16 protein-coding genes and 2 pseudogenes are annotated in these 21,595 nt (G+C 60.0%); 3 read left to right on the top strand and 15 right to left on the bottom strand.

The genetic code is table 11. From position 1 onward, the window contains the following. Positions 1-95: 95 nt before the first annotated feature. Together WA070_RS01320 and WA070_RS01315 are read left to right on the top strand one after the other, a co-directional pair. Positions 96-305: an excisionase family DNA-binding protein gene (locus WA070_RS01320; protein WP_422632422.1), complete on the top strand. Its 210-nt coding sequence runs from the start codon at positions 96-98 to the stop codon at positions 303-305. A 12-nt stretch (positions 306-317) separates the two neighbouring features. Next, the gene (locus tag WA070_RS01315) at positions 318-482 is read left to right on the top strand and encodes a hypothetical protein (protein WP_422632421.1); all 165 of its coding nucleotides are present in this window, start codon (positions 318-320) and stop codon (positions 480-482) included. 102 nt (positions 483-584) lie between these two features. On the opposite strand, the gene WA070_RS01310 is transcribed toward WA070_RS01315, so the two are convergent. The 4 genes and pseudogenes from WA070_RS01310 to WA070_RS01295 form a co-directional block, all read right to left on the bottom strand. Then, positions 585-1,415: a 23S rRNA (adenine(2030)-N(6))-methyltransferase RlmJ gene (locus WA070_RS01310; RefSeq protein ID WP_422632420.1), complete on the bottom strand. Its 831-nt coding sequence runs from the start codon at positions 1,413-1,415 to the stop codon at positions 585-587. Between the two features lie 390 nt (positions 1,416-1,805). After that, a complete protein-coding gene (locus WA070_RS01305; protein WP_422632419.1) occupies positions 1,806-1,934 on the bottom strand; it encodes a hypothetical protein in 129 nt (42 codons plus the stop codon). A 96-nt stretch (positions 1,935-2,030) separates the two neighbouring features. Beyond that, positions 2,031-2,708: a retropepsin-like aspartic protease family protein gene (locus tag WA070_RS01300; RefSeq protein WP_422632418.1), complete on the bottom strand. Its 678-nt coding sequence runs from the start codon at positions 2,706-2,708 to the stop codon at positions 2,031-2,033. Next, a pseudogene (locus tag WA070_RS01295) lies at positions 2,677-3,000 on the bottom strand (sorbosone dehydrogenase family protein); the annotation flags it as partial. The gene WA070_RS01300 and the pseudogene WA070_RS01295, both read right to left, overlap by 32 nt. Here WA070_RS01295 and WA070_RS01290 point away from each other — a divergent pair. After that, a pseudogene (locus WA070_RS01290) lies at positions 2,983-4,125 on the top strand (aldehyde dehydrogenase); the annotation flags it as partial. The pseudogenes WA070_RS01295 and WA070_RS01290 sit on opposite strands and share 18 nt — an antisense overlap. A 27-nt stretch (positions 4,126-4,152) precedes the next feature. Here WA070_RS01290 and WA070_RS01285 read toward each other — a convergent pair. The 11 genes from WA070_RS01285 to WA070_RS01235 all read right to left on the bottom strand — a co-directional run bounded on the left by WA070_RS01285 (position 4,153) and on the right by WA070_RS01235 (position 21,591). Continuing rightward, positions 4,153-4,464, bottom strand: coding sequence for a hypothetical protein (locus WA070_RS01285; RefSeq protein WP_422632417.1), 312 nt, complete (start codon positions 4,462-4,464; stop codon positions 4,153-4,155). Positions 4,465-4,525: 61 nt separating this feature from the next. Further along, positions 4,526-5,731, bottom strand: a complete 1,206-nt coding sequence (locus WA070_RS01280; RefSeq protein ID WP_422632416.1) for a Ca2+-dependent phosphoinositide-specific phospholipase C — start codon at positions 5,729-5,731, stop codon at positions 4,526-4,528. Beyond that, on the bottom strand, positions 5,728-7,638 hold the full coding sequence (locus WA070_RS01275; protein ID WP_422632415.1) for a glycoside hydrolase domain-containing protein: 1,911 nt from the start codon (positions 7,636-7,638) through the stop codon (positions 5,728-5,730). Before WA070_RS01275 ends, WA070_RS01280 begins: the two co-directional genes overlap by 4 nt. 20 nt (positions 7,639-7,658) lie before the next feature. Next, positions 7,659-8,885 (bottom strand): YdcF family protein, encoded by a 1,227-nt coding sequence (locus WA070_RS01270; protein ID WP_422632414.1) that lies wholly within the window; start codon positions 8,883-8,885, stop codon positions 7,659-7,661. 40 nt (positions 8,886-8,925) lie between these two features. Further along, entirely contained in the window at positions 8,926-11,439 is a 2,514-nt protein-coding gene (locus WA070_RS01265; RefSeq protein ID WP_422632413.1) for a TonB-dependent receptor, read from the bottom strand. 842 nt (positions 11,440-12,281) lie between these two features. Further along, positions 12,282-14,234 (bottom strand): sulfatase-like hydrolase/transferase, encoded by a 1,953-nt coding sequence (locus WA070_RS01260; protein WP_422632412.1) that lies wholly within the window; start codon positions 14,232-14,234, stop codon positions 12,282-12,284. A 47-nt stretch (positions 14,235-14,281) separates the two neighbouring features. Further along, positions 14,282-15,538 carry an MFS transporter gene (locus WA070_RS01255; RefSeq protein ID WP_422632411.1) on the bottom strand — a complete coding sequence of 419 codons (1,257 nt, stop codon included), beginning with the start codon at positions 15,536-15,538 and terminating at the stop codon, positions 14,282-14,284. A gap of 39 nt (positions 15,539-15,577) precedes the next feature. Beyond that, positions 15,578-17,218 (bottom strand): sulfatase, encoded by a 1,641-nt coding sequence (locus tag WA070_RS01250; protein WP_422632410.1) that lies wholly within the window; start codon positions 17,216-17,218, stop codon positions 15,578-15,580. Continuing rightward, the gene (locus tag WA070_RS01245; protein WP_422632438.1) at positions 17,215-18,147 is read right to left on the bottom strand and encodes a formylglycine-generating enzyme family protein; all 933 of its coding nucleotides are present in this window, start codon (positions 18,145-18,147) and stop codon (positions 17,215-17,217) included. The genes WA070_RS01250 and WA070_RS01245 overlap by 4 nt, the downstream gene beginning before the upstream one ends. A gap of 22 nt (positions 18,148-18,169) precedes the next feature. Further along, the gene (locus WA070_RS01240; RefSeq protein WP_422632409.1) at positions 18,170-19,879 is read right to left on the bottom strand and encodes a glycoside hydrolase family 3 protein; all 1,710 of its coding nucleotides are present in this window, start codon (positions 19,877-19,879) and stop codon (positions 18,170-18,172) included. Next, positions 19,876-21,591, bottom strand: a complete 1,716-nt coding sequence (locus WA070_RS01235) for an arylsulfatase (protein WP_422632408.1) — start codon at positions 21,589-21,591, stop codon at positions 19,876-19,878. Before WA070_RS01235 ends, WA070_RS01240 begins: the two co-directional genes overlap by 4 nt. Positions 21,592-21,595 lie beyond the last annotated feature (4 nt).

Genomic DNA, 21,595 nt, shown 5'->3' with positions numbered 1-21,595 from the left:
AGATCACGCTGACTCCGGCGATGTCGGACCTGTTCCTGGAATTGCTACGTCACATCGGTAGTGGTGATGCCGTTAGGCTGGTGCCGATCCAGTAGATGCTGACGACGCAGCAAGCAGCAGACCTGCTCAGCATGTCCCGCCCGTACCCTATCAAGCTCATCGAGAAAGGCGATATCCCGCACAGCATGGTGGGGCGACACCGGCGTCTTAAGGCTGAGGACGTATTCGCCTGCAAAACTGCGCGCGACAAAATCCGATCGAAGGCGATGGACGAACTGATCGCAGACGGCGAAGACCTCTATTGATCTGACTCAACCATGTTCGCCAATCGATACACCGCACTGGTTGATGCCTGCACCCTGGTCAGCGCTCTGCGGCGTGACCTGCTTCTCACCTTGGCCGACGCGGAATTCGTTCGTGTGCGATGGTCGCAGCGCATCCTCGATGAAACGCGTTCTGCGCTGGACAAGATCTTTACCTAGCGCAAAATCGAGAGCGCGTCCGCTGACAACGAGCCTATCTCGGGAGAGGCTTTGTTTGCGACCTGCAGCGCAGCAATTTCTCCTTGGAGGGGGCGCTGAAGGCTAATTGCCCAACCAATCGGTTGTGATTTCGCCCTTATGCCCCACTGGCGCGAGCGCGGCACGCAGGGCTTCCAGCAGGGGCGGCAGCGCCTGCGTGAAGGCGTAGGGCGGATTGACGATATAAAGGCCCGCGCCATTATAGATGCCGGGCTGATCGCCATCGTACACCCAATGCTCCACCCGCAGCAATTTCGGGATGCCGAGCTGGCGTAACTGCTCCCTCCAGCGCCAATGCGCGGCGCGGTCTTTCAGCGGATACCAGATGACCATTACGCCATGCGCCCATTTGCGATGAGCGGCGGCGAGGGTGGCCGTGATCCGTGCGCGTTCGTCCAACTGCTCGTATGGCGGATCGACCAGCACCACGCCACGAGCGGTGCGGGGCGGCAGCATCGCCAGCCACAGTTCATAGGCGTCGCGCTCGTGCACGGCAGCCGATGTATCGCGCATCACACCGCGCAGGGTATAAGCGTCTGCGGGATGTTTTTCGTTCAGGATCAAAAAATCCTGCGGGCGCAGAAGCTGCGCCAGAATCCGGGGCGAGCCGGGGTAGAAGTGCGGCTCGGCCTCGGTATTTACGGCTTGTACGACGGCGCGGTAGTCGTCCAGCAAGGGGCTCGGGGCGGCAAGGGCCTGCAGCACGCCCTGGGTAGACTCGCCAGTCCGTTGGGCTTCCTCGCCGTCGAGGTCGTATAGCCCGCAGCCGGCATGGGTGTCGATCAGGGTCAGTGCGCCCGGCTTTTGCTGCAATGCCCGCACGAGGGCGATCAGCAGGCAGTGCTTCACGACGTCGGCGCTATTGCCAGCATGGAAGGAATGACGATAATTCATTACGACTCAAAAATCCTAACGATCTACTTTTACACATGCGCCGGGCGCAGTTGCCGAGCGCGAAGCGATTGAAGAAACCAATCCTAGTATAAAAGTCAGGCGGCAACCTTCAACGCACTTCTGCGCGAGGCTTCAAGCCCGTGTCAGCGATCGTTCTTTAACAGGGGCTCTCGTCGAGAGAGCATCGAGATCCGGCATCAGCCGTCGCATTATCGCCGCCGGGCGCGTCGTTCTTTCTCAGGTCGGCAAGCCGCCTTACCATGCGCTTCGTCGGTGCGATGCCTCAGCGTTACCCGCGCGGTCAAAGCCGCAACGATCGCTAAGAGGTCACCGGCCCCATCATTCCGGCCGGATGAACCGCTCAGTCGAGGGGAGCTCAATATCTTGTCTTCACGCCGCGATCGGCGTGCCCCATTCGAACTCAGTGCCATCGACCCAGATACAGGGCAGGATCACCGCGATCTTGCGCGGGACAACCACGCGCGCCTTTTTCGATCCGACTCGTTTGGTGAGACGCACTCCCCAGTCGCCGACCAGCGGGCAAACTTATGGATTCGTCGTAAGCCGGATCGGCGGCTTGAACGCGTTATGACGTCACTTGGAGAAAGCTTTCCGCTAGGATTCTTCTGATATGATTGATGGCACGAGGATCAATGTTCGGCCTTCCACAAGCCAGCTGGCAAGCTGCGACAGGAAGTTCATCCCTAATATATCGATCGGGCTAAGCGCCGGCGAGATGACCACCTTGAGATTGCGGGCCTGGATAGACCCGATGAGCAATCGATCAATCGAGCCGGTTTCTACGCGAACCGCGCCGTTGGCGGTCTGCATAACAACGGGCATCATATTAGCGGTACGCTCGACCGACGCGCTATCCGCGGTGGCCTGTGATAGGGCGGTCATGGTCGCGCCACTATCGACGAGCATACGCCGTTCCACGCCATTGATGTTGACCCGCGCCCAGAAATGACCGTCCCGGCTCATCGCGATGCGCACATCTTTGCCAGATACGATCTGGTCGTCGAGGCCGAGCCTGGATTTCACTCTGGTAAGCTTAGGTTCGTCCGGCGCTTGTTGGAACAGGATGAACAGACAGATGGCCAGCAATTCCGTCAAAATAGGGCATGCAATGCCCGCCCGGTAAAGGGAGTATTGAACAATAGGATCAGCAGGATAGCAGCCGCCAAGGCGTAAATGGCGAGTTGCTGCCATCCGGGGTTCGTCGTGAGTTCCACAGGCCCACGTCACTGTAAAGGCGATGTCATTGCGCTGATGCAGGCCGATCCGGCGCAACTCGCCACACCGTGTTCGACACGTCATCAGCGACGATCACGCTGCCACGGACCGGATCATAGGTGACGCCAACCGGCCGCCCCCGCGCATGTCCGTCCTTCAGGAAGCCAGTCAGGAAATCGACCGGCTTGCTGGCCGGGCGGCCATTGACGAAGGGTATCCACACCACCTTATAACCCGACGGGTCCTGCCGGTTCCAGCTGCCATGCTCGCCGACGAACGCACCCTGTGTGAAAGGCCCGACGCCCGTGCCCGTCACGAAGCTCAAACCTAGCTTGCCGCAAGCATGGTCCGCGAAGCGGCTTCGCTGACGACCCAGATTGCCGGGGAGGTCATTCCATCCGACAAGCCCGGCTGTATCGCCATGGCCGTGCGCGAGCCCGTTGGTGTCCTGCTTGGCATCGCCCCGTGGAATGCGCCGATCATTCTGGGCGTGCGGGCCGTGGCCGTTCCGCTTGCCTGCGGAAACACCGTCGTCCTCAAGGCGAGTGAACAATGTCCCCGAACGCATAGTCTGATCGGAGAAGCCTTTGCCGAAGCGGGGCTGCCGGACGGCGCGCTCACGGTCGTGACCAATGCGCCCGACCATGCCGAGGAAGTCGTCGGGGCGCTGATCGATCATCCTGCCATTCGGCGCATCAACTTCACCGGCTCGACCAAGGTGGGCAAGATCATCGCACGGCGCGCGGCGGACCATCTCAAGCCCTGCCTGCTTGAACTGGGCGGCAAGGCGCCGATGCTCATTCTGGAGGATGCCGACCTGGAGGAGGCGGTCAAAGCGGCTGCATTTGGCGCCTTCATGAATCAGGGGCAGATTTGCATGTCCACCGAACGTATCATTGTGGTCGACGCGGTGGCCGACGCTTTTGTGGCGCGGTTCAAGTCCAAGGTCGCATCGATGAAGGTCGGAGACCCGCGCGACGGGAATACGGCATTGGGCGCGGTCGTGGACAGGCGAACGGTCGCCCATGTTGACATGCTGGTCACGGACGCGACGGGCAAAGGCGCGGATCTTGTCATCGGCGGCGAAGCGGCAGGCGTACTGATGCCTCCGCACGTCGTGGACCGGGTAACGCCCGACATGAAGCTTTTCCATGACGAAAGCTTCGGTCCGGTCGTCGCCATTATTCGGGCGGCTGACGAAGATGAAGCCGTGATATTGGCCAATAATACCGAATATGGCCTGTCAGCCGCTGTCTTCACGCGGGACACGGCAAGAGGCCTTAGGATCGCGCGGCGTATCAAATCGGGAATTTGTCACATCAATGGCCCGACTGTGCATGACGAAGCGCAAATGCCCTTCGGCGGAACCAAGGCATCGGGCTATGGCCGTTTCGGCGGGAAGGCGGGCATCGACGCCTTTACCGAATTGCGTTGGATAACAATTGAGACGCAAGCTGGAGATTTCCCGATCTAAAAAGTGAGATATATCAAACCCATGTGGCTACACGCGGGGCGTGGAGGTGTCGAAGGTCGGAAGATTTCGCACTTCAATTCCCTTCGCAAGGCGGGCTGCCGATAGACCACCAGTTTCGCCGGGCCGGGACAACATCTCGCGTCCCGCATTCCATGCTGGCAGCTCTTTGGCGGCAGGATAAAACTCTGAATATCCCATCAGACTTGGTCTAATAATGAAGGAATACAATAGGTCGGTAAAGCTGACAAAAGCTCGAATGTCCCAGATCCGTCTTTTCAACGATAATTCTGAACTTTCGCAAGCAGGTATTCCGATTGCCCACTGGAAAATTGTGGGCATCAACGTCGATCTGTTAAAACAACATTGCGGAACACTTCGCCATAGGGGAGGCAGGCAAAAACTATCGAGCTTTGCTGCAACGGTACACCACTTCGTTGCAACGCCATCCCTGTGCAAAGGGGGCAAGATTGTAGTCGTTCGCGTAAATATTGGGAGCACTTAAATAATCGGTCGATATGATCTGTGCGCCGCTGGCAAGCGCTGCGTCACGGCGCTTGCCTGAACCATCGCGCGCATCAACGGTATCAATGTCGGCTCGTGTCCGCACCAGATACCCGTTGCGGACAGCCTCGCCTATTTCCGCGCCGCGCGTCAGCGCATTGTCGAACAGCATGAAGGCAGTGTGCGCCATGCCCGCCTGACCCTGCACGAACGCGACACGTCCCTGGAGTGACGGGCGTCCGTTCAGATAGGGCGCAAAGGTTTTGAGATTCATTCCTGGTACGAGAAACAGAAACAGGAATTTTCCACGGGCCTGCCCCAGCGTTGGCCAGCGTTTTGCCCGTGCGGCAGCTTCCAGTGTCGGCAAGTCACCCCGAAGATCGTCGGGCGTAAACAGCTTGTCGCGGCCAAGAACAGTTCGAACGCTGTCATCCACTTCGTCGAACGCCGCTTTGTCGAAGGGCGGGATCGCTGTCGCACCGGGGATCGCCTTATCCAGGCCTGAAAGCTTGGGTTCCAACAGCACGAATACAGGGCTGTGGTCCGGCGTGGCATCCGACCATTGCTTCATCAGTGTCAGGCAGTATCGGAAAGTCGGGCACTGGCTGCGAAAATCCAGGTCGGCAACATGCAGCACCTTCATCCCCGGCTTTGTCAGTTCGTCGCGATAGATGGGCGCAAGATCGGTCACACCCTGCTCTCGCAACTGGCGATAGGCAAGCGGATCGGCGTAGGCGCCACCCTTGGGATCGGGTTGCAGATCGATTTCTATACTACGAACGCCGCTGCGCAACTGCGCCTGCAATGGCATTTGCACATAGTCGAGGCTGGCGGCCATGTCAGTAAGGCGACCGGGATGCTCATCCAGCATCTGCGCGCGCTGGGCGGGGAGCATTGTTTCGCCCGCCTTTGCCATGAGTGCGGACAGACGTGGTGCCATCAGCGCCATGACACGCGGATCGGCGGGCATTGCGTAGCTGTTGTGCGTGCCGACCACTTGTATTGCATTGATCGGCAGGGCGTCGAGGTTCGACATAGGCTGTGCCGCAGCCATCGCTCCACATAGGGCGGCAGCAAAGCAGGCCCCCATAACAAACCGTTTCACAGACCTGTCTCCTGCTGTGCCGATCGAACCGGCATGTCCATCAAGGCCCGGCCGTTGATCCGAATGTTCCTGGCCATCGGCGTCGTGACGACATAGCGCGGATCGCCTGGCGTTATGGGATAGAGGCCGAGCATGGCCCAGATGTACCAGGCAGACATGGTGCCTGCGTCATCATCCATGCCGTCGGCAAATCCCTGCGGCGACAAGGCAAAGCTGCGTCCTACCCAAGGCTGTGGCCTGACGCCGGAATTGACATAGCGATGGGGTACGGACTGAGTGATGTAGCGGCGCACCACCCGTTCGGTGGCAGCCTTGTCGCCCGCCCAAGCGAAAAGATAGGGCGTATGAATGTCGGGCTGGTTCGTCATGTTGAACAGATTGTCGACGAAGAAGCGCTTCAGCTCCGGCTGGAACCGTGGGCCTAGCATCTGCGCCAGCCATGGCAGATCGAACACCGGTGCCCAGCGATATTGCGCCAATGTGCCCTGATACAGCCCTCGCGCCTTCACGACATCGGCATCGTCGCCAAGGTGGCGGAAGGTAGCCAGCCACATTGGACGATAGCTGAGCGCCTTTGCCCGAAACGCCTGCGCGGTGGCGGCTTCGCCCAGGTCCGACGCCAATTCGGCAGTCGCCCAATCATCATATGCAGCCTCGATCTGTTCGTCCGGCGTATCGCGGGCGAGCGTGGCGCTTTCGGCAACCATCCCGGCCAGCGCCGCCTTCGCGTCGAAATCGGTAATGCCTCTGCGTCGGAAGTCGAGCAGGGCAATTCCCGCATGTTCTGTGCGCACAGTCAGAAAGGGCTCAGTTGGCGTCGCCCAGCGCGCCTTGCCACTCTGGTAGAGCCTCACAAGTGAGCGCGCGATCTGCCCGGCGCGCTCCGGGTCGATCAATGCGAGCAGCGGCATCTGCGTCCGATAATTGTCCCACAGCGCCCAGCTCGTATAATGCTGCTCGCCGGGCGAAAGCCGTTGAACTGTGCCATCGCTGCTGCGAAAGCGCCCATCCGGGTCGGTGATGGCGACGGGTGACTGCATCACCCGAAACAGCGAGGTATAGAAGAGCGCCTGCTGCTTTGGGGAGCCGCCGATACGGGCGCGGGACAGTTGCCGGTTCCAGTCGGCCAATGTTTGCGCGGCAACCGCGTGGAAAGGGCGGTTGCCCAGTTCGGTGTCACGTACTGTTGCAGCGGCAGCGGGATCGACCGAGGAAAGGCCGGTGCGAAGCTCGACAATATCGCCGCTGCGCACGCTGAGCGCCAGCCGCGCATCCTGTGCCGCCCCACCTCGCCAAGTGGCTGCCACTGACTTGCCATTATGGGTGAGGCGGGTCGCGGAATGGAGATGATAGACGCCTGCGTCACAGACGGTGCCGGCCGAAAAACTGGCGCGCAGATCGCCGTCCGGTTGCGCCTGCCAATGGGCGGCCATGCGCTTGGAATAGCCACGATCGAAGGCGACGATGACGTTGACCTGCCCGGACTTCGGCACGGTGAAGCGCAGGCTGCCCGCGCCGCGTGTGGCAGTCATGTCCGCGACGATACCCGGACCATAACTAACGCTGTAATAGCCCGCATGGGCGCGCTCGCGGCGCTTGTCGATCCGCTCGGGACGTGTCGTATCATCATAGGCGAGCATGACCTTGACGTCGCCGCCTGCCCCGCCGCAACCGACACCGACGCCGCGCGTGTGCGAAAATCCGGTGAGCTGAGTGGCGGCATGGTCATAGCCGGCATGATTGGCGGGCGTGGTATCCGGGCCAAGCTGGACCATGCCAAAAGGCGCAACCGCCGCGGGGCTGAGTTGCCCATAATCGGCAAGCGTGCCCACGAACGGATCGACCAGCAGCCCCGGCTCGCGCGCTGCCGCAGTCTCCGCAACCGCGCCATATGCCAAGATTGCCATTATGGTGATGACTATGCGGCTCATGGATCGAGCGGGTCGATGGCTTCGGCATGGAAAGCGATCGGATCTGGCGTAAACACCAGTGTGAACTGGTCGGGTCCCGGTGTCAGGCGACCGGGCTGGACGCCCATTTCGGCAAGATTGCGCTGGGCCAGCACATCGCTGCCGATATATTGGATCGTGCGATGATCCGACACGACCAAAGCGGGTCGATCGGTCGGGAATTTCGCGGCCAGCAGCAGTCGCGCGCAATTGCGCAGGTTGGTAGTAGTGTGGCGAGCATGAGGTTCGATCAGGATGCGGTCGGCGGGCACGCCATATTGCGTGATGAGCAGCCGCTTCATCTCCACCGCTTCGTTGAACGGTGTGCGGTTGGGATGCACGTTGCCGCCGGATACGATGATGAACGGCGCGACGCCCCGTGCGAACATATCGGCAGCGATCGACAAGCGGATATGGCCCATCACGCCGGTGCGCGATTGCGCATCCTCCGGTCCGTGACCAAATACCAATAGTGCAGTGTAGGGCTTTCCACGCCAGTTCATGCTGCCGATGGCACGGTTGGTTCCGGCATTGTCTCCGCCGAGCAATGGCCGGAAATTTCCTGCGTCAATGCGTTCGTTCATTTGCAGCAGACCGGCCGCATAACGCAAAGCGGGATCGAAAAACAGGTCGGTGCCCTTCGCCTGCGCGACGGTGGCAACGCCATGCGCGCTCAAAATGTCGGTCATCTGTGGCAGGGCCATATTGAACGTGGTCGCATCTATGACGGGATAGCGCGGTGCCGCACCCTTGGCATAGACAGCGATCACGCGATTGGTCGCGGCCGCTGTTTCGGCCCAGGCTGCGGCCACCAGATCGGCGTCGGACAAAGCTGTATATCGCGCAAAACGTCCCGATGGGCGCATCTGCTGTGCGACCAGCGCCTTACCCAATTTCGGATTTTCCACCAAGCGCCGCAAGCGCCCCTCAACCAAAGCGATGTCCGCATCGGTCCATACCCACGCATCGGCCAGGCATTGCGGCGAAGGCGTGCATGGACCTGTGGGAATGCGTGCCGCGCGATCGGCTGTCAGCGTTTGAAGCACGCTGTCGTCCCGCAATGCCTGCGCCCAGCCATCCGCTGTCCGCATCATCGCGAACAGCGGAAAGGCACGCGTGGGCACATTATCGGCGAAAGGTGATGCGTACCCCGCAGGTTCCTGCGCCGCTGTCGTTGCCGACGCCAGCGACAGAGCAGCCGCCACGCAAGCTGGGAAGGCAAAAGGGGCACGCATCGATCGCAAATTACCAGCTCCGGCTGAGGATGAAGCGGAAGTTGCGGCCGAACACCGGACGACCATAGATCGCATCGCTTGCGCCCTGTCCGGCCAGCTGATCGGTGCGGGGGTTGCCTTCGGTCAGCCCCTTCGCGTTGGTCAGATTGTCGCCGACCACCTGAAAGCGCCAGTTGCCATAGGTCATCGCCGCACTGGCCCCGATCGTCTGATAGGCTGGCAGCGCGGTCAGATTGAAGAGATCGACGTAGCGACGACCGACCCATTCATAACGCCCCGCGATCTGCAGTTCGCCCTCGCCCACCGGGAATGTGACCGATGGGCGCACATTGCCGAAGAATTTGGGTTCACGGATGATTTGGTTGCCGTTCACGGCGCTGGGGTCGGCACCCGACGAGTTTTGCAGGTTGCGATACTGCGCGTCCGAATAGGTGACCGATCCGGCCAGTTCGAACCAGCGAACCGGCGTGATCTTTCCGTCGATTTCCACACCCTTCACCACAGCTTCGCCGATGAATGGTACGGACTGGTCGTTGCGGCCGGTCACGGGGTTGAAGGCAATGAACGATGCGTTGAACGGATCGAATTTCGTATAGAAACCCGTGACATAGACATAGGCAGGGCCATAGCTTGCCTTGACGCCCAGTTCATATTGACGCGCCTTCGTCTTGATGATGGTGGGCGCAGGGTTCGATACCACGCCCATCTGTGGCGGCACTTCAAGATTGGAGACACGGCCATAAGCGCCCAGATTGCCGTTGAAATCGTAATTGGCGCCGAGTGTCCAGTTGGTCGCCGAAGGCTTGAGCGTCTGGGTGACGATCGCGCCGGTGAAGGCCCGCGTATTATTGTCGGCTATCGTGGCGGCGTCGCCCAAATTGGCGCTGGCCGACAGCAGCGAATAGCCTTCATAATCATACCATTCCTTGCGGATACCGCCGTCGATCTTCAATCCGTCGGTCACCTCCCAGGTGTCGTTTGCGTAGATGGCGATCATCTTCGCATCGGCTTTCCCCTGATTAAGCGTGGTCGTGTAGCGCAAAACGCCATTCTGCGTGACCGAACCCAGCACCGCGCCCGTAGCCGAATAAGCGACGAGATCGAGCGTGCGTGGCCGGTTCTGAACCTCGATCAGCATGTCCTGATAGACCTGGAACAGCGTATTGCCGTAAAATGACCCATAGGTGCCGACCCGCACGTCGTGCGTGCCAAAGCCTGTTTCGAATTTGCGGGTCACGCTCAGATCGGCTTGTCCCGAATAGAATTTGGATTCCGAAACGCGATACTGGCCGGACATGACCAGGCCGGAAGCGGAATAGGGATCATAGGCCGTCGCGCCGTTTGTGCCAGCGATCGCGTAACCCAGGCGCGCTACGTCCGCACCAAAAGCTGTGCGCGCGGCCGCCAGATTGCTGGCGATAAAGGCATTGCCATCGACCGGATTGGTGGTCGAATAGAAAGCGTCGAAGCTGTTCTTGCCTTTGGTGAACCCGCCCTTGGCAGATACGAGCCAGCCGTCGAAATCGCCTTCATACTGGATGCCAGCATTGAAGAAGCGGATATGGCGACCATCGGCCAAATCGCGAGTCAAGCCCTGCGTCACGCCTGCGCCATCACGATATTTGATGTTCACGTTGCGCAGCGACGGCGAGTTCATCGTGCCGGTGTGATAGTCGATATAGGGATCGAGCGAGACTGACGGATTGCGCGGATCGGCGATCGGGATCGGCAGATAAAACAGGTTATGGTCGTTCGTATACTGCATCGTCACCTTGACGAAGCCGTTGCCCAGATCGTGTTTCAGATTGGCGCGGATCTGACCACCCTTGTCGTTGGGAAATCCGGCGTCGCGATAGCCATCATGTTGGCGCAGGAAGCCGCCAATCGCATAATAGGTGCTCTCGCCAATCGGGCCGGACTGCATGGCATCCAGCCGGTACAGTCCGGTATCGCCCAGGGTGATCTGCGCCTTGCCACGCGATTCAGGTCCGCCAGTCACCGTGATATTGTTGGCGATGGCGGCGGCGCTGCTCGCATAAACCGGTGCAGGGCCACCACGGACAATTTCGACACGCTCAGTCATCAAATCGTAGCGGTTCATGCCGTCGCCGGAGTTGAAGAATACGCCGTCGATTTCGTGATACAGCGGCAGTCCGTCCTGCTGAAAAATCAGGTAACCACGGTCCGTTGGAATACCGCGCACGCGGGTGATGTTCTGCACTTCACCGCCAGTCGCTTCCACCTGGATGCCCGGAACCGTCCCGAGCAGATCGGCGAAATTCTTGGGTGCGATCTTCTGGACTTCGGCCTCGCCAAGCGAGTTGACTGCATAAGATACGTCAAAGCGGCGTTGGGCGCGTGCGCTGCCCGTTACAACGATATCCGATTGAGGCTCTTCTCCCACATCCGGTGTGGCGGCTGGTGCGGCGTCTTGCGCGGCAGCAATGCCCGACGTCGACAGCGCCAGTGCGCTGAGCGACGTGAGAAGAATGGCAGCTGTGGATTTCTTGACTGTAGGTTGCATTGTGCGACTCCCCCGCTTGGATGTCAGGCGGTTAGGGGCGCTTCGCGACAGAGCCATGACAGTCTGACCAGTCAATGTCGGAATAGTTGGTCATTTTCCGTGTCACCGGGGAGGTTCGCCTTGGCAAAACTGCCACGCCCGGATGCACGCTGATGGCCAAAATTGGGACAGCGCGCTTCACGCCCGATTGCTTAGCACCAGCATATCGCACCTTTTGCGATGCACCGTGAACGGCGTCCAGATCAGGTTCGCGCAGCAGAGCAGCGTCATCGTGACGGTGTCGACGTCGCGGAGATGATCGGTCTGGTCGCTTGTTTGCAATATACCCGCGCCAGATCGAATTGAGCGACGGGGGTTCAGGAAAATCGAAGCGGCCGAGTGGCAACTCCCACGACGATGTGTCCGGTGCAGAGCAGATTGGCAAGGATATGCCGACTAATAGCTCCCTGGCACAAAATAGTAAAATGCGCATGTAGATCGCCAGGAGTGCTCGGAGCATTGATCTGGGGGTACGCAGCGTTCATGTTGTCGCTCACGATGGCTATTCTTTGTCGGCGGAAGCGGTCATCACTGCGTGTCGCCGGGAGTCCTAACTCTTTGGGTTGCTCCTGCGAACCCGACAGTCGCGAAGGTCCCATCCTCGGTCATTGCTTTGTCGAATAATTTTCGCAGAAAACCGTCCAACAATGTCAATGGGCTGCCTTTTCTCTCAGCTTTGCTCACTAAACATCGCGCAACCACATCGAACGCATGCTTAGCCAGCACAAGATCCGCCGCGCCATCGCGACCCGATACGATCATCTGGCCACCGCCAGATACTGGCGCAAATTCGTCCCCGCCGCCTAGGAGGGCCATTTAGCGCTTGGTGGTGGGCCCATGAACATGTTGGGGCTTTTGGTGGCGTTTTGGCAGGCCTGCTCAGATAATCCTTCGCCGGTTGGATCATAGGAACCCTCCAATGTGGCGACCAGATACAACGCCATACGCTTGGGATATTCGGGATCAACGAAGCGCCGCAATTTGGCATTGGCCGCCTTGCGGATCACAGGAAGCGCTGGAATGGCGGCCCGACCGATGTTCGACAGGGCGTCATAAGCCTGCATTCGGATTGGAAGCGCATTATGTTCGTCGGCAAGTTGCGCGAGCAACGTCACGGCTTTGACAGGCTCTCCCAGTCCGACCAGCGCTTCGGCCGCCACAATACGCACATGATCGGCAGAATCGGACGCTATGATCTGGCGAAGCTGTTCTGTCGCAGGACGCGCATCTTCGCCCAAAATCAGAAGGCCACGCGCCGCCCAAACTCTTATCGCCAGGACTGGGCTTTTCAGCAATGTCTGAAAGCGCTTCAGATTGCGTGGATCGCGCCGCGAAGCAGCTGCCGCGACCAGCATCAGCGTTTTCAGGGGGTATAGGCTGCGATCGCGGCTTTCGAAATAGCCTTCGCCTTTGGCGCCTTCAGGCAGGAAGCCATTGTCGTTGATTGCCAGCATATGCCGATCAAGCGCAGTTCGCAGGCGTTGCGCGGCAGTCAGACCGGCAGGGTGTTCGACGAGATTATGCACTTGATCCGGATCGGCCTGCAAATCGTACAGTTCTTCAAACGCCTTTGGCTGGAAAAAGCGATCCTGTTCTGCCGTTAGCTTGCCAGCAAGGTGTAAAGCATTCCATTCGCGATAGCTTGCCTGCACTTCCCATTCAAAGCCGACATGCTGGCCCAGCGCGCGATGTGGCATATAATTACGAATATAGCGCCAGCGCCCGTCGGTCACTGTGCGAACGAGGTCGTACCGCTCGTCCATCCGATCGCGGAAGCCAAATGCGTAAGATTTGGGTGCGCCGATCCTGCGGCCAGCAAGCGGCGTGCCGGTCATCTGTGCAGGCTGCGCGATACCGGCGATGGACAGCAACGTCGCGGTCAGATCAATCAGGGTGACGGGCGCGTCGATGACGCTGCCAGGCCGAGCAGGGGCAAGATGCTGCCATTTGGGCGGGATATAGACGATGAGCGGAACGCGCAGACCTTCCTCGTAGCAATAGCGCTTGGAGCGAGGCAGGACGCCGCCATTATCTCCATAGTAGAAGACGATCGTATCTTCATCCAGGCCATCATTTTTAAGCTGCGAAAGCCAGTTGCCGATCTCTCCGTCCATATTCTCCATGATATTATGATATTCGGCGAAGTCGCGGCGGGTTGTCGCTGTATCGGGCAGAAATGCCGGTATGCGAACGTCTTCCAGTTTGACCCGTCCGGGGTCTTTTTGGCAGATATGCTGTTCATGGCTGGTCCCGGTATTCAGGACGCACAAAAACGGCTTATCCTTAGGCGCATTGCGCCAGTGTCCATCGATCCCCTGGACGTCCCAGATGGCCTTTGGATCGATGTCGCAATTATAGTCGGTTTTTGGATTGTTGATGCAATAATAGCCCGCCTGCCGCATGAGTTCGGGATAGGTCTTGAACTGGCTGGGCAGTTTGGCGTCGGCGCGCATATGCTGGGCGGGTGAACAGCTTTCCGGATTTATGCCGGTCAGGATCGCAAAACGGGACGGTGCGCAGACGGGTGCATTGGAATAGCTGTTGCGGTACAAAATACCCTTCTTTGCAAGCCCGTCGATATGCGGCGTATGCGCCAGCTTGTCGCCATAGGCGCCGATATAGGGATTATTATCCTCGCTCACTAGCCAGAGGATATTGGGCAGGCGCGCGCTACCCGGCACGGCGGCGAGCGGCGCCGCGGCCGCGCCAAGGCCGATGGCCCCCAGCTTGATTGCGTCGCGGCGGCTATGGGTCATCCTCTTATCCTTCACAATAAGACTGTATTTTCAGTTTGGCTTGGCAATTATCTGGACCGCCGTACCGGGCAGATGGCGAATGCGCCGAGTAGGGCGAAGACCATGCCGGTAAGGTAGATGGCGGCATAATCCTTTCCGCTGGTGCTGCCGATCACCAGAATGATCGGCGCTATGGCGGGGGCGAGCGATTGGGGCAGGCTGTTGGCGATCTGGAATACGCCCATGTCCTTGGCGCTGTCTTCGGGCTTTGGCAGGATGGCGGCGAGCAGGGCAAGGTCGACGGCAAAATACAGACCCTTGCCGATGCCCGCCATCGCGACGCCGACCAGGAATTGCGGCACTGAAGGGGCGAGCGCGATCGTCAGGAAGCCTGCTGCCTCCAGCGTGGCGGCGAGAAAGACGAGCGGTTTGCGACGTCCGGTCCAGTCGGTGATGAAGCCGCCGATCAGGGAGATGGCGATGGTGGCGGTGGCGATGATCGCCATCGATTTGACCATGACCTGTGTTGCTTCCCCACGCGGCAGGGACAACTGGTCGGTGAGGAAGAAGAGCTGGTAGGTCAGCAGGAACGACCAGGCCATCATGATGAGGAAGCGGCTGCCGAAGGCCCAGCTAAAATCCCAGTCGCGAAAGGGCTGGCCGATCGCACGCAGCATGGCGACGGGGCCGAGGCGGCGCAGGTCTTCGCCCTGGGCGGGGCGATCGGGCAGGATGAGGCAAAGCGCGCCGATGCTGACCACGGTGAGGGCGAAGGGGACGAGGAACATCAGCAGTGACGACCCCTGCGTAAACTGGGTGATCCAGCTGCCCGCGAACGTTCCCATGGTCGATGTCATGCCCAGCATGCCCGCAACCCGGCCCTGCCAGCGGACGGGGATGACGTCGGGCAGGATCGGCAGGCACCCCGCCTGCATCGCGTTGAGCCCGGCCTGACAGATGATCCAGCCCAGCCCCAGCAGCCACAGGTTGGGCGCAAGGCCGAGCAGCAGCAGGCCAGCGCCCGCGACCATAAGGCCGCCCAGCAGCCAGGGCCGCCGCCGTCCAAAGCGGCTGCGCGTCCGGTCGGACAGCGCGCCGCAGAGCGGTGTCGCGACCAGGGCGACGAAGCCGCCGATCGCCAAAATCATGCCCAGCCAGCGCCCTTTTTCGGCTTCGCTGGCGATATCGCCGACCCTGATTGCCAGAGTGAGGACCACAGGTGTGAGCAGTGCGACCCATATGCCAAACTGCGCCAGAACATAGATGGCGACGAAGCCGATCGACACGGGCGGGCGGGTTGCCGGGGATGGTTGCGACAGGGTCATCGGCATGGGCTTTCCAGTGGGGCGAAGGGCGTCAGCCGATCAGGGGTGATAGCTTTTGCCTTGTTCGTCGGCCTTTGCCTTGGCGGGGCTGTCGGCGAAAAGGTCGTTCATCTTGGTCGGCAGGTTGGGCTTTACATACCAGTCAGCCGGGAAGTCGGCGGCGTGCGTGCCATCGATGTTGCGATGGACCAGTCCCGAACTCGTCTTGCGCGTATAGGGGACGACATGCTGGCCCTTGCTGTTGCCGAGTTGGTCGAACAAGGCCTTGCGCAATGTGATCTTGGTTTCCAGCCATTGGGGATCTTCGATCAGATTGTGCATTTCATCGGGATCCGTCTTGAGATCATAGAGTTCTTCCAGATCCCATACGCCGTGATATTGGATATATTTCACCCGATCGCGTTCGATGGCGAAGGTGGTGGGGGTCTGCGGGAAGCTCCATTCCCAATAATATTCATAAACGAAATCGCCCGGATTCCAGGTCTTTTCGTCGATCTTCCCTTCCGCAACGGGCAGGAAGCTCTTGCCCTCCATCTGCGCGGGTTTGGCGACATGGGCGATGTCGAGGAAGGTCGGCGCGAGGTCGAGATTGCGCACGACCGCCGTGTTGGTCACCCCCTTGGGCAGCATGCCCGGCGCCCAGACGACCATAGGCACGCGGACCGAGGGTTCATAGGCGTTGCGCTTGTCGATCAGGCCATGTTCGCCGATCATGAAGCCATTATCGGAATAGAAGACGACCATCGTATCTTTATCGAGATGGTTCTTCTTCAAATAGTTCTGGATGCGACCCAGGCTCTCATCGACGGGGGACAGGGTACGGTAATAGTCGCGCACCTGCTCCGTCATGGGATTGTTGGTGTGATAGGGGAAATCCGCGCCATGCCAGCTATTGCGCTGGTTGCGCACCCATAGCGGCTTGCCCGCATTATTTTCCGGCGTGTTGGCCATGCTGGCAGGCAGCTTGATGGCCAGATCGCTATACTGGGTCTTGTAGCGATCAGGCGGCAGCGGATCGCTATGGACCGCCTTGTGGCTGAGATAGAGGAAGAAGGGTTTGGACTTGTCCCGCCCCTTTTCCAGCCAGTTCATCGCATAATCGGTCAGTTCGTCGGTGATATAGCCAGTGCGTTTGACGTGCGCGCCATCGACGTTGAGCATCTGGCGGTCGCCCGCTGCCACCCTGTCAGGCGCAATCTGCTCGGTCGGGAAATAAGTGCCCTGCCCCTTGAAGCTGACCCATTTGTCGAAGCCGGGGCGGGGGGCGTCGGTGTCGAAGCCCATATGCCACTTGCCAAAGAAGCCGGTCTGATAACCTGCGTCTTGCAGATATTTGGGGAAGAAGGTCAACCCTTCCTCCGAACTGTTATTATTGTCCACCACGCCATGATTGCGCGCGGTCTGACCGGTCAGGATGGTCGCGCGGCTGGGCGAGCAGAGCGAGGAGGTGACGACGGCGTTAGGAAAATAGACGCCATTCTTTGCCAGCGCGTCGATGTTAGGGGTCTTAAGGCAGGGCGTCAGGAAACCCATCGCGTCGTAGCGCAGGTCGTCCACCAGCACGAAGATGATGTTGGTCGGCTTTTGCGGCGTGTTCACGGCCTTGGCCAATGCGCCCGGACCCAATAGCGTACAGGCGGCGATCATGGCGGTGCGCAATGCGCGTTGGGCGGTCTTCATGGGCGTGGTCCCTTCTTGTCCCGGATGATGCAGCGAAAGCCGATATGGCTGGTCGCGCTGTCCACAGCCTGCGGATGGCGGGCGGCGGGGCGATAGCGTTGGCAATAATTGGGGGCGCACAGATGCGATCCGCCCTTCAGGACTTTGCGGGGGATAGGGATGGCGGGCATGGCCGGGTCCAGGCTTTCGCGCTTCGTGCCGCCGCGCGGGTTAGCGGGGACGCAGCAGCTTCCCTTCGCCTTGCGCTCGATACGGGGTTGGGCGAACCAGTCGGTCGTCCATTCCCAGACATTGCCGATCATGTCGAACAGGCCATGGCCGTTGGCGGCATAGGTGCGGACCGGCGACGTGCGTTCATAGCCGTCCTCCAGCGTGTTGCCGTAGGGAAAGGCGCCCTGCCAGTAGTTGGCCAGCATTCTGCCGTCCGGGGCGAGGGCGTCGCCCCAGGCATAATCGGCACCGTCCATGCCGCCGCGCGCGGCATATTCCCATTCCGCCTCTGTCGGTAGCGCTTTGCCCGCCCAGCGCGCATAGGCTTCCGCATCGGCATAGGCGACATGGACGACCGGATGATCCTCCAGTCCCTCGATCCGGCTGTCTGGCCCATGCGGATGCCGCCAGTCGGTGCCGAAGCTGAACGTCCACCACTGGCTGGCATCGTCCAGCGCGACCGGGCCGCCAGTGCGCTGGAATAGCAGCGATCCGGGCTGCGCCATCGCCGGGGCCATGCCGGGATAATCCCCGATGTCCGGAGCGATTTCGGCCAGCGTGCGATGACCGGTCGCATCCACGAAGCGCGCAAAATCACGGTTGGTGACGGGGCTTTCGTCGATCCGGAAACCATCGACCTGCACAGGGCGCACCGGGGCTTCCTCTGGGTAAAAGCGATCCGACCCCATTAGAAATGTACCGCCGGGCAAATGGACCATGCCGTCAGTCATTGGCGGCAACCTAGCATCGCAGTTGCTCCTTGCCGCAAAAGGCATCGACAGGACTGACGCCCTTAAAAGATGCCTCACCCACCAGTCGCTCTACCAACGCCGTCTGCACCTCAGGCAAGGAGGCATAGGCGTTGATATAGGTCGAGAAATTGGGCGCATCATAGAGATAATAGGGTTGACCGAAGGACACCAGAAGGGTCGGAATTTCCCGGTTGAACTGAATCATCGCATTACGCGGCCCGGCATGAAGTTTGGCGAAATCCAGAAAGATGTGGCTTAGGCCCGGCGTAGCCTCCTGACCGATCAGATAGAGAATCAGATCGGTGCTTTCGCGCGTGGGCATGGCATCGGGATCGAAACTGCGAACGCTGAAACCGCGCCTCTCCAAAGCCTGTACGAGCGGGCCGAAATCCCGATCTGGTGCCCCTGAAAAGAAGCTGGTTCCTTCGTCGGCAATGACCACGATGCGCGGGTGTGTCTTGGGATCGAGCGGCAAAAGCGCGTCACGGTCCTTCACCAGCGTCAGGCTGTCGGCCATAGCGCGTTTCGCCAGTTCCAGGTGATCGGGGCGCCGCAATGTCTCGCGCACCGTTTCAAGCGGGGCGATCCGCTCGTCAATGGACATACGGTGCAGACCAAGCCTGGCCTTGAGCGACAGGCAGCGCGTAACGGCATCGTGCAGGCGCCGTTCCGACAGGCGTCCTTCGCGCAAACCCTTCAGCATCAGCCCCATATCTTCGAGGGGATTTCGGCTGAACAGAAACATATCGCAGCCATTTTCGATGATAGCAGGAACGGCCTGTTCGCGGTCCATACAGCTCGTCAGTCCGCCCATGACCGTAGCATCCGAAACGATCAGCCCTTCGAATCCCAACTGGCCGCGCAGCAATTCTTCATTGAGCAGGCGCGACACCGAAGCTGGCGCAAATGCCTGCGAGCCGACGTTTGGCATTTTTGCGCGAATATAGGCGGGCAGGGCGATATGCGCCGACATGATGGTCATGACGCCATCGTCCACCAGCGTGCCAAAGATGCGGCCGAAGGTGGTTTCCCATTCGGGAAGGTCCATGTCGTTGACGGTGGTGACCAGATGCTGATCGCGATCATCCAGCCCGTCACCGGGCCAGTGTTTCGCGCAGGCCGCTATATTTTCGGCCTGCAACGCCCGCACATAGGCGCGCGCCTGTGCGAGGATGCGTTCGGGATCGGAGCCATAAGACCGCGTGCCGACGACGGCGTTGCGGAAGGCGCGGTTGATGTCCACGACCGGTGTAAAGGACCAGTTATAGCCCAGAGCGCGGCTTTCCTGCGCGACGATGCGGGCAAGGTCGGCGCTGAGGTCGAGATCGTCGCAGGCGGCGATGCCCATCTGGTTGGGGATGGCAGTGGTGAACGGATAGCTTACCGTCCCGCCTTCGATATCACCCGAAAGGATCAGTGGTATTTCCGACCGGTCGAGCGCATCGCGGGTGGCGGCCCATGCCGCGTCCAGATCGCGCGTTGGGAACCGGTGTATCCCGCCGGGCGCGCAAGACAGCAGTTCCTCCGTTTCCGATACGCTGTCATGGCGGGAAGACAGGACGAACAATTGGGCAATCTGCGCCTCGACGCTCATCGCGTCGCGCGTGCGTTCAACCCAGCGGGCATCGTCCGACGAAAGCGCCAATGGGCCAGAACCCTGCCTGATATCGAACGTAGATGCCAATCCAGTAGGGTTCATTTGGGGGTTTCCGTAAAGGCATCATCATAGCGCGCCCGCTTGGCAAAGATTTCCAGCGGCTCGGCGAGCGGAGGCGTGCTGTATTTGCGGGCTTCGCGCCACCACAACGCCTTCATCTCCGCCAGCTTGGCCGGGTGACGGGCGGCCAGGTCGGTGCTTTCAGAATAGTCCTTTGATATGTCGAACAGTTCCCATTTATCCTTGGCAAAGTCAGTGCCATATTTGTGCATGGCGACCGCGCGCCAGTTGCCCGACATGATGGCGCGCTGGCCACGCAGTTCGAAATATTGCACGGATCGTGTCGTTGCCGACGGATTGCGGAAAGTCGTGCGGATGGATTGTCCCGCTACGGGGATTTGCGCTTGCCCGTCGATGGTAGGCGCAAAGCGGGTGCCTGCGGCATCCAATATGGTGGGCGCCAGATCGATCGCATCGACAAATTGCGTCCGGACAGCGCCACTGTCGCGAATGACATGAGGCCAGGATATGATGAGCGGCGTACGAACGCCACCGGCATAGGGCCACACCTTGTACCGCTGAAATGGTGTGTCGCCCGCCCAGGCCCAGGGGCGGGGATATTCGGGTTGAAGCTTGTCGGTGCCGATCTCTTCGATGCGCGCCCGTTGTTCGGCAACGCTGAATTTGCTGGTGCGATACATTTTTTCAAAGCCGCCGTCCTGACCGGCTTCGGAAGCCGCGCCATTATCGGATATCAGCATGATGATGCTGTTGTCATACCGGCCAGCATTTTTGAGCTGCTGAACGACCCGTCCGATCTGCGCATCGGCATGTTCGATAAAGGCTGCATAGGTTGCCATGTAGCGCGCAAACACGGCACGCTCATCATCGCTCAGCGCCGCCCATGCCCGGTCGCCAGGTGCCCGAACTGTCAAGTTGGCAGTGGCCGGGATGATCCCGCTTTTTCGCATCCGGGCGAAGCGTTCGGCGCGGATGGCATCCCACCCCTTTTCATATACGCCGCGATAGCGGTCGATATAGGCGCTGGGCACCTGCAAGGGGGCGTGAGCCGTGCCCATCGCGAAATAGAGGAAGAAGGGCTTGCCAGCGGCATCTTCGATATCGGCAATGGCATGATCGGCCATATCCGTCGAAAAGTGATAGCCGGGCTTATCGACTTTGGGGAGCGTGCTGTTCCCCTCTATCAGTTTGGGATGATATTGATCGGTCCAGCCTTCGTAAAAGCCGTAGAAGCGATCGAACCCGCGCTGCAACGGCCAGGAGGCGTTATTGCCGGTTTTGCCGTCTTCATAGACAGGACCAAGATGCCATTTTCCCACGCCATAGGTGCGATATCCCGCAGCCTTGAGCGCCTGAGGCAACATCTGTGCATTATGGGCGATTTCGCCACGATCCCGGCTCATGTCGTCGGTGCGTTCGGTCGCAGGCAGATCAGCCATTCGGACGGTCTGGTTGTTACGCCCCGTCAATAGCGCCGCACGGGTCGGCGTGCAGACCGCCTTGCTGTCGAACCGGTTGTAGCGCAGGCCGGTGGCAGCCAGCGCATCGATGTTGGGCGTGCGGATTTCGGAACCAAACGCGCCCAGATCGGAAAAGCCGACATCGTCCAGAACGATCAGGACGATGTTGGGTTTGGCTGAAGGAGCGACATTTGTATTTGGCGCAGCAGTTGCCCCTAAAGACATAAGGGACGCCGCCAGCGTGGACGCGGCCAGCAATAAGCGCTTCTTCATTCGT

Origin of the sequence: Sphingobium sp. (genome assembly GCF_049304695.1) — a bacterium.
Taxonomy (GTDB): domain Bacteria; phylum Pseudomonadota; class Alphaproteobacteria; order Sphingomonadales; family Sphingomonadaceae; genus Sphingobium.
Note: the sequence above shows the minus strand (reverse complement) of the source record. Positions and strands in the feature narration are given on the sequence as shown.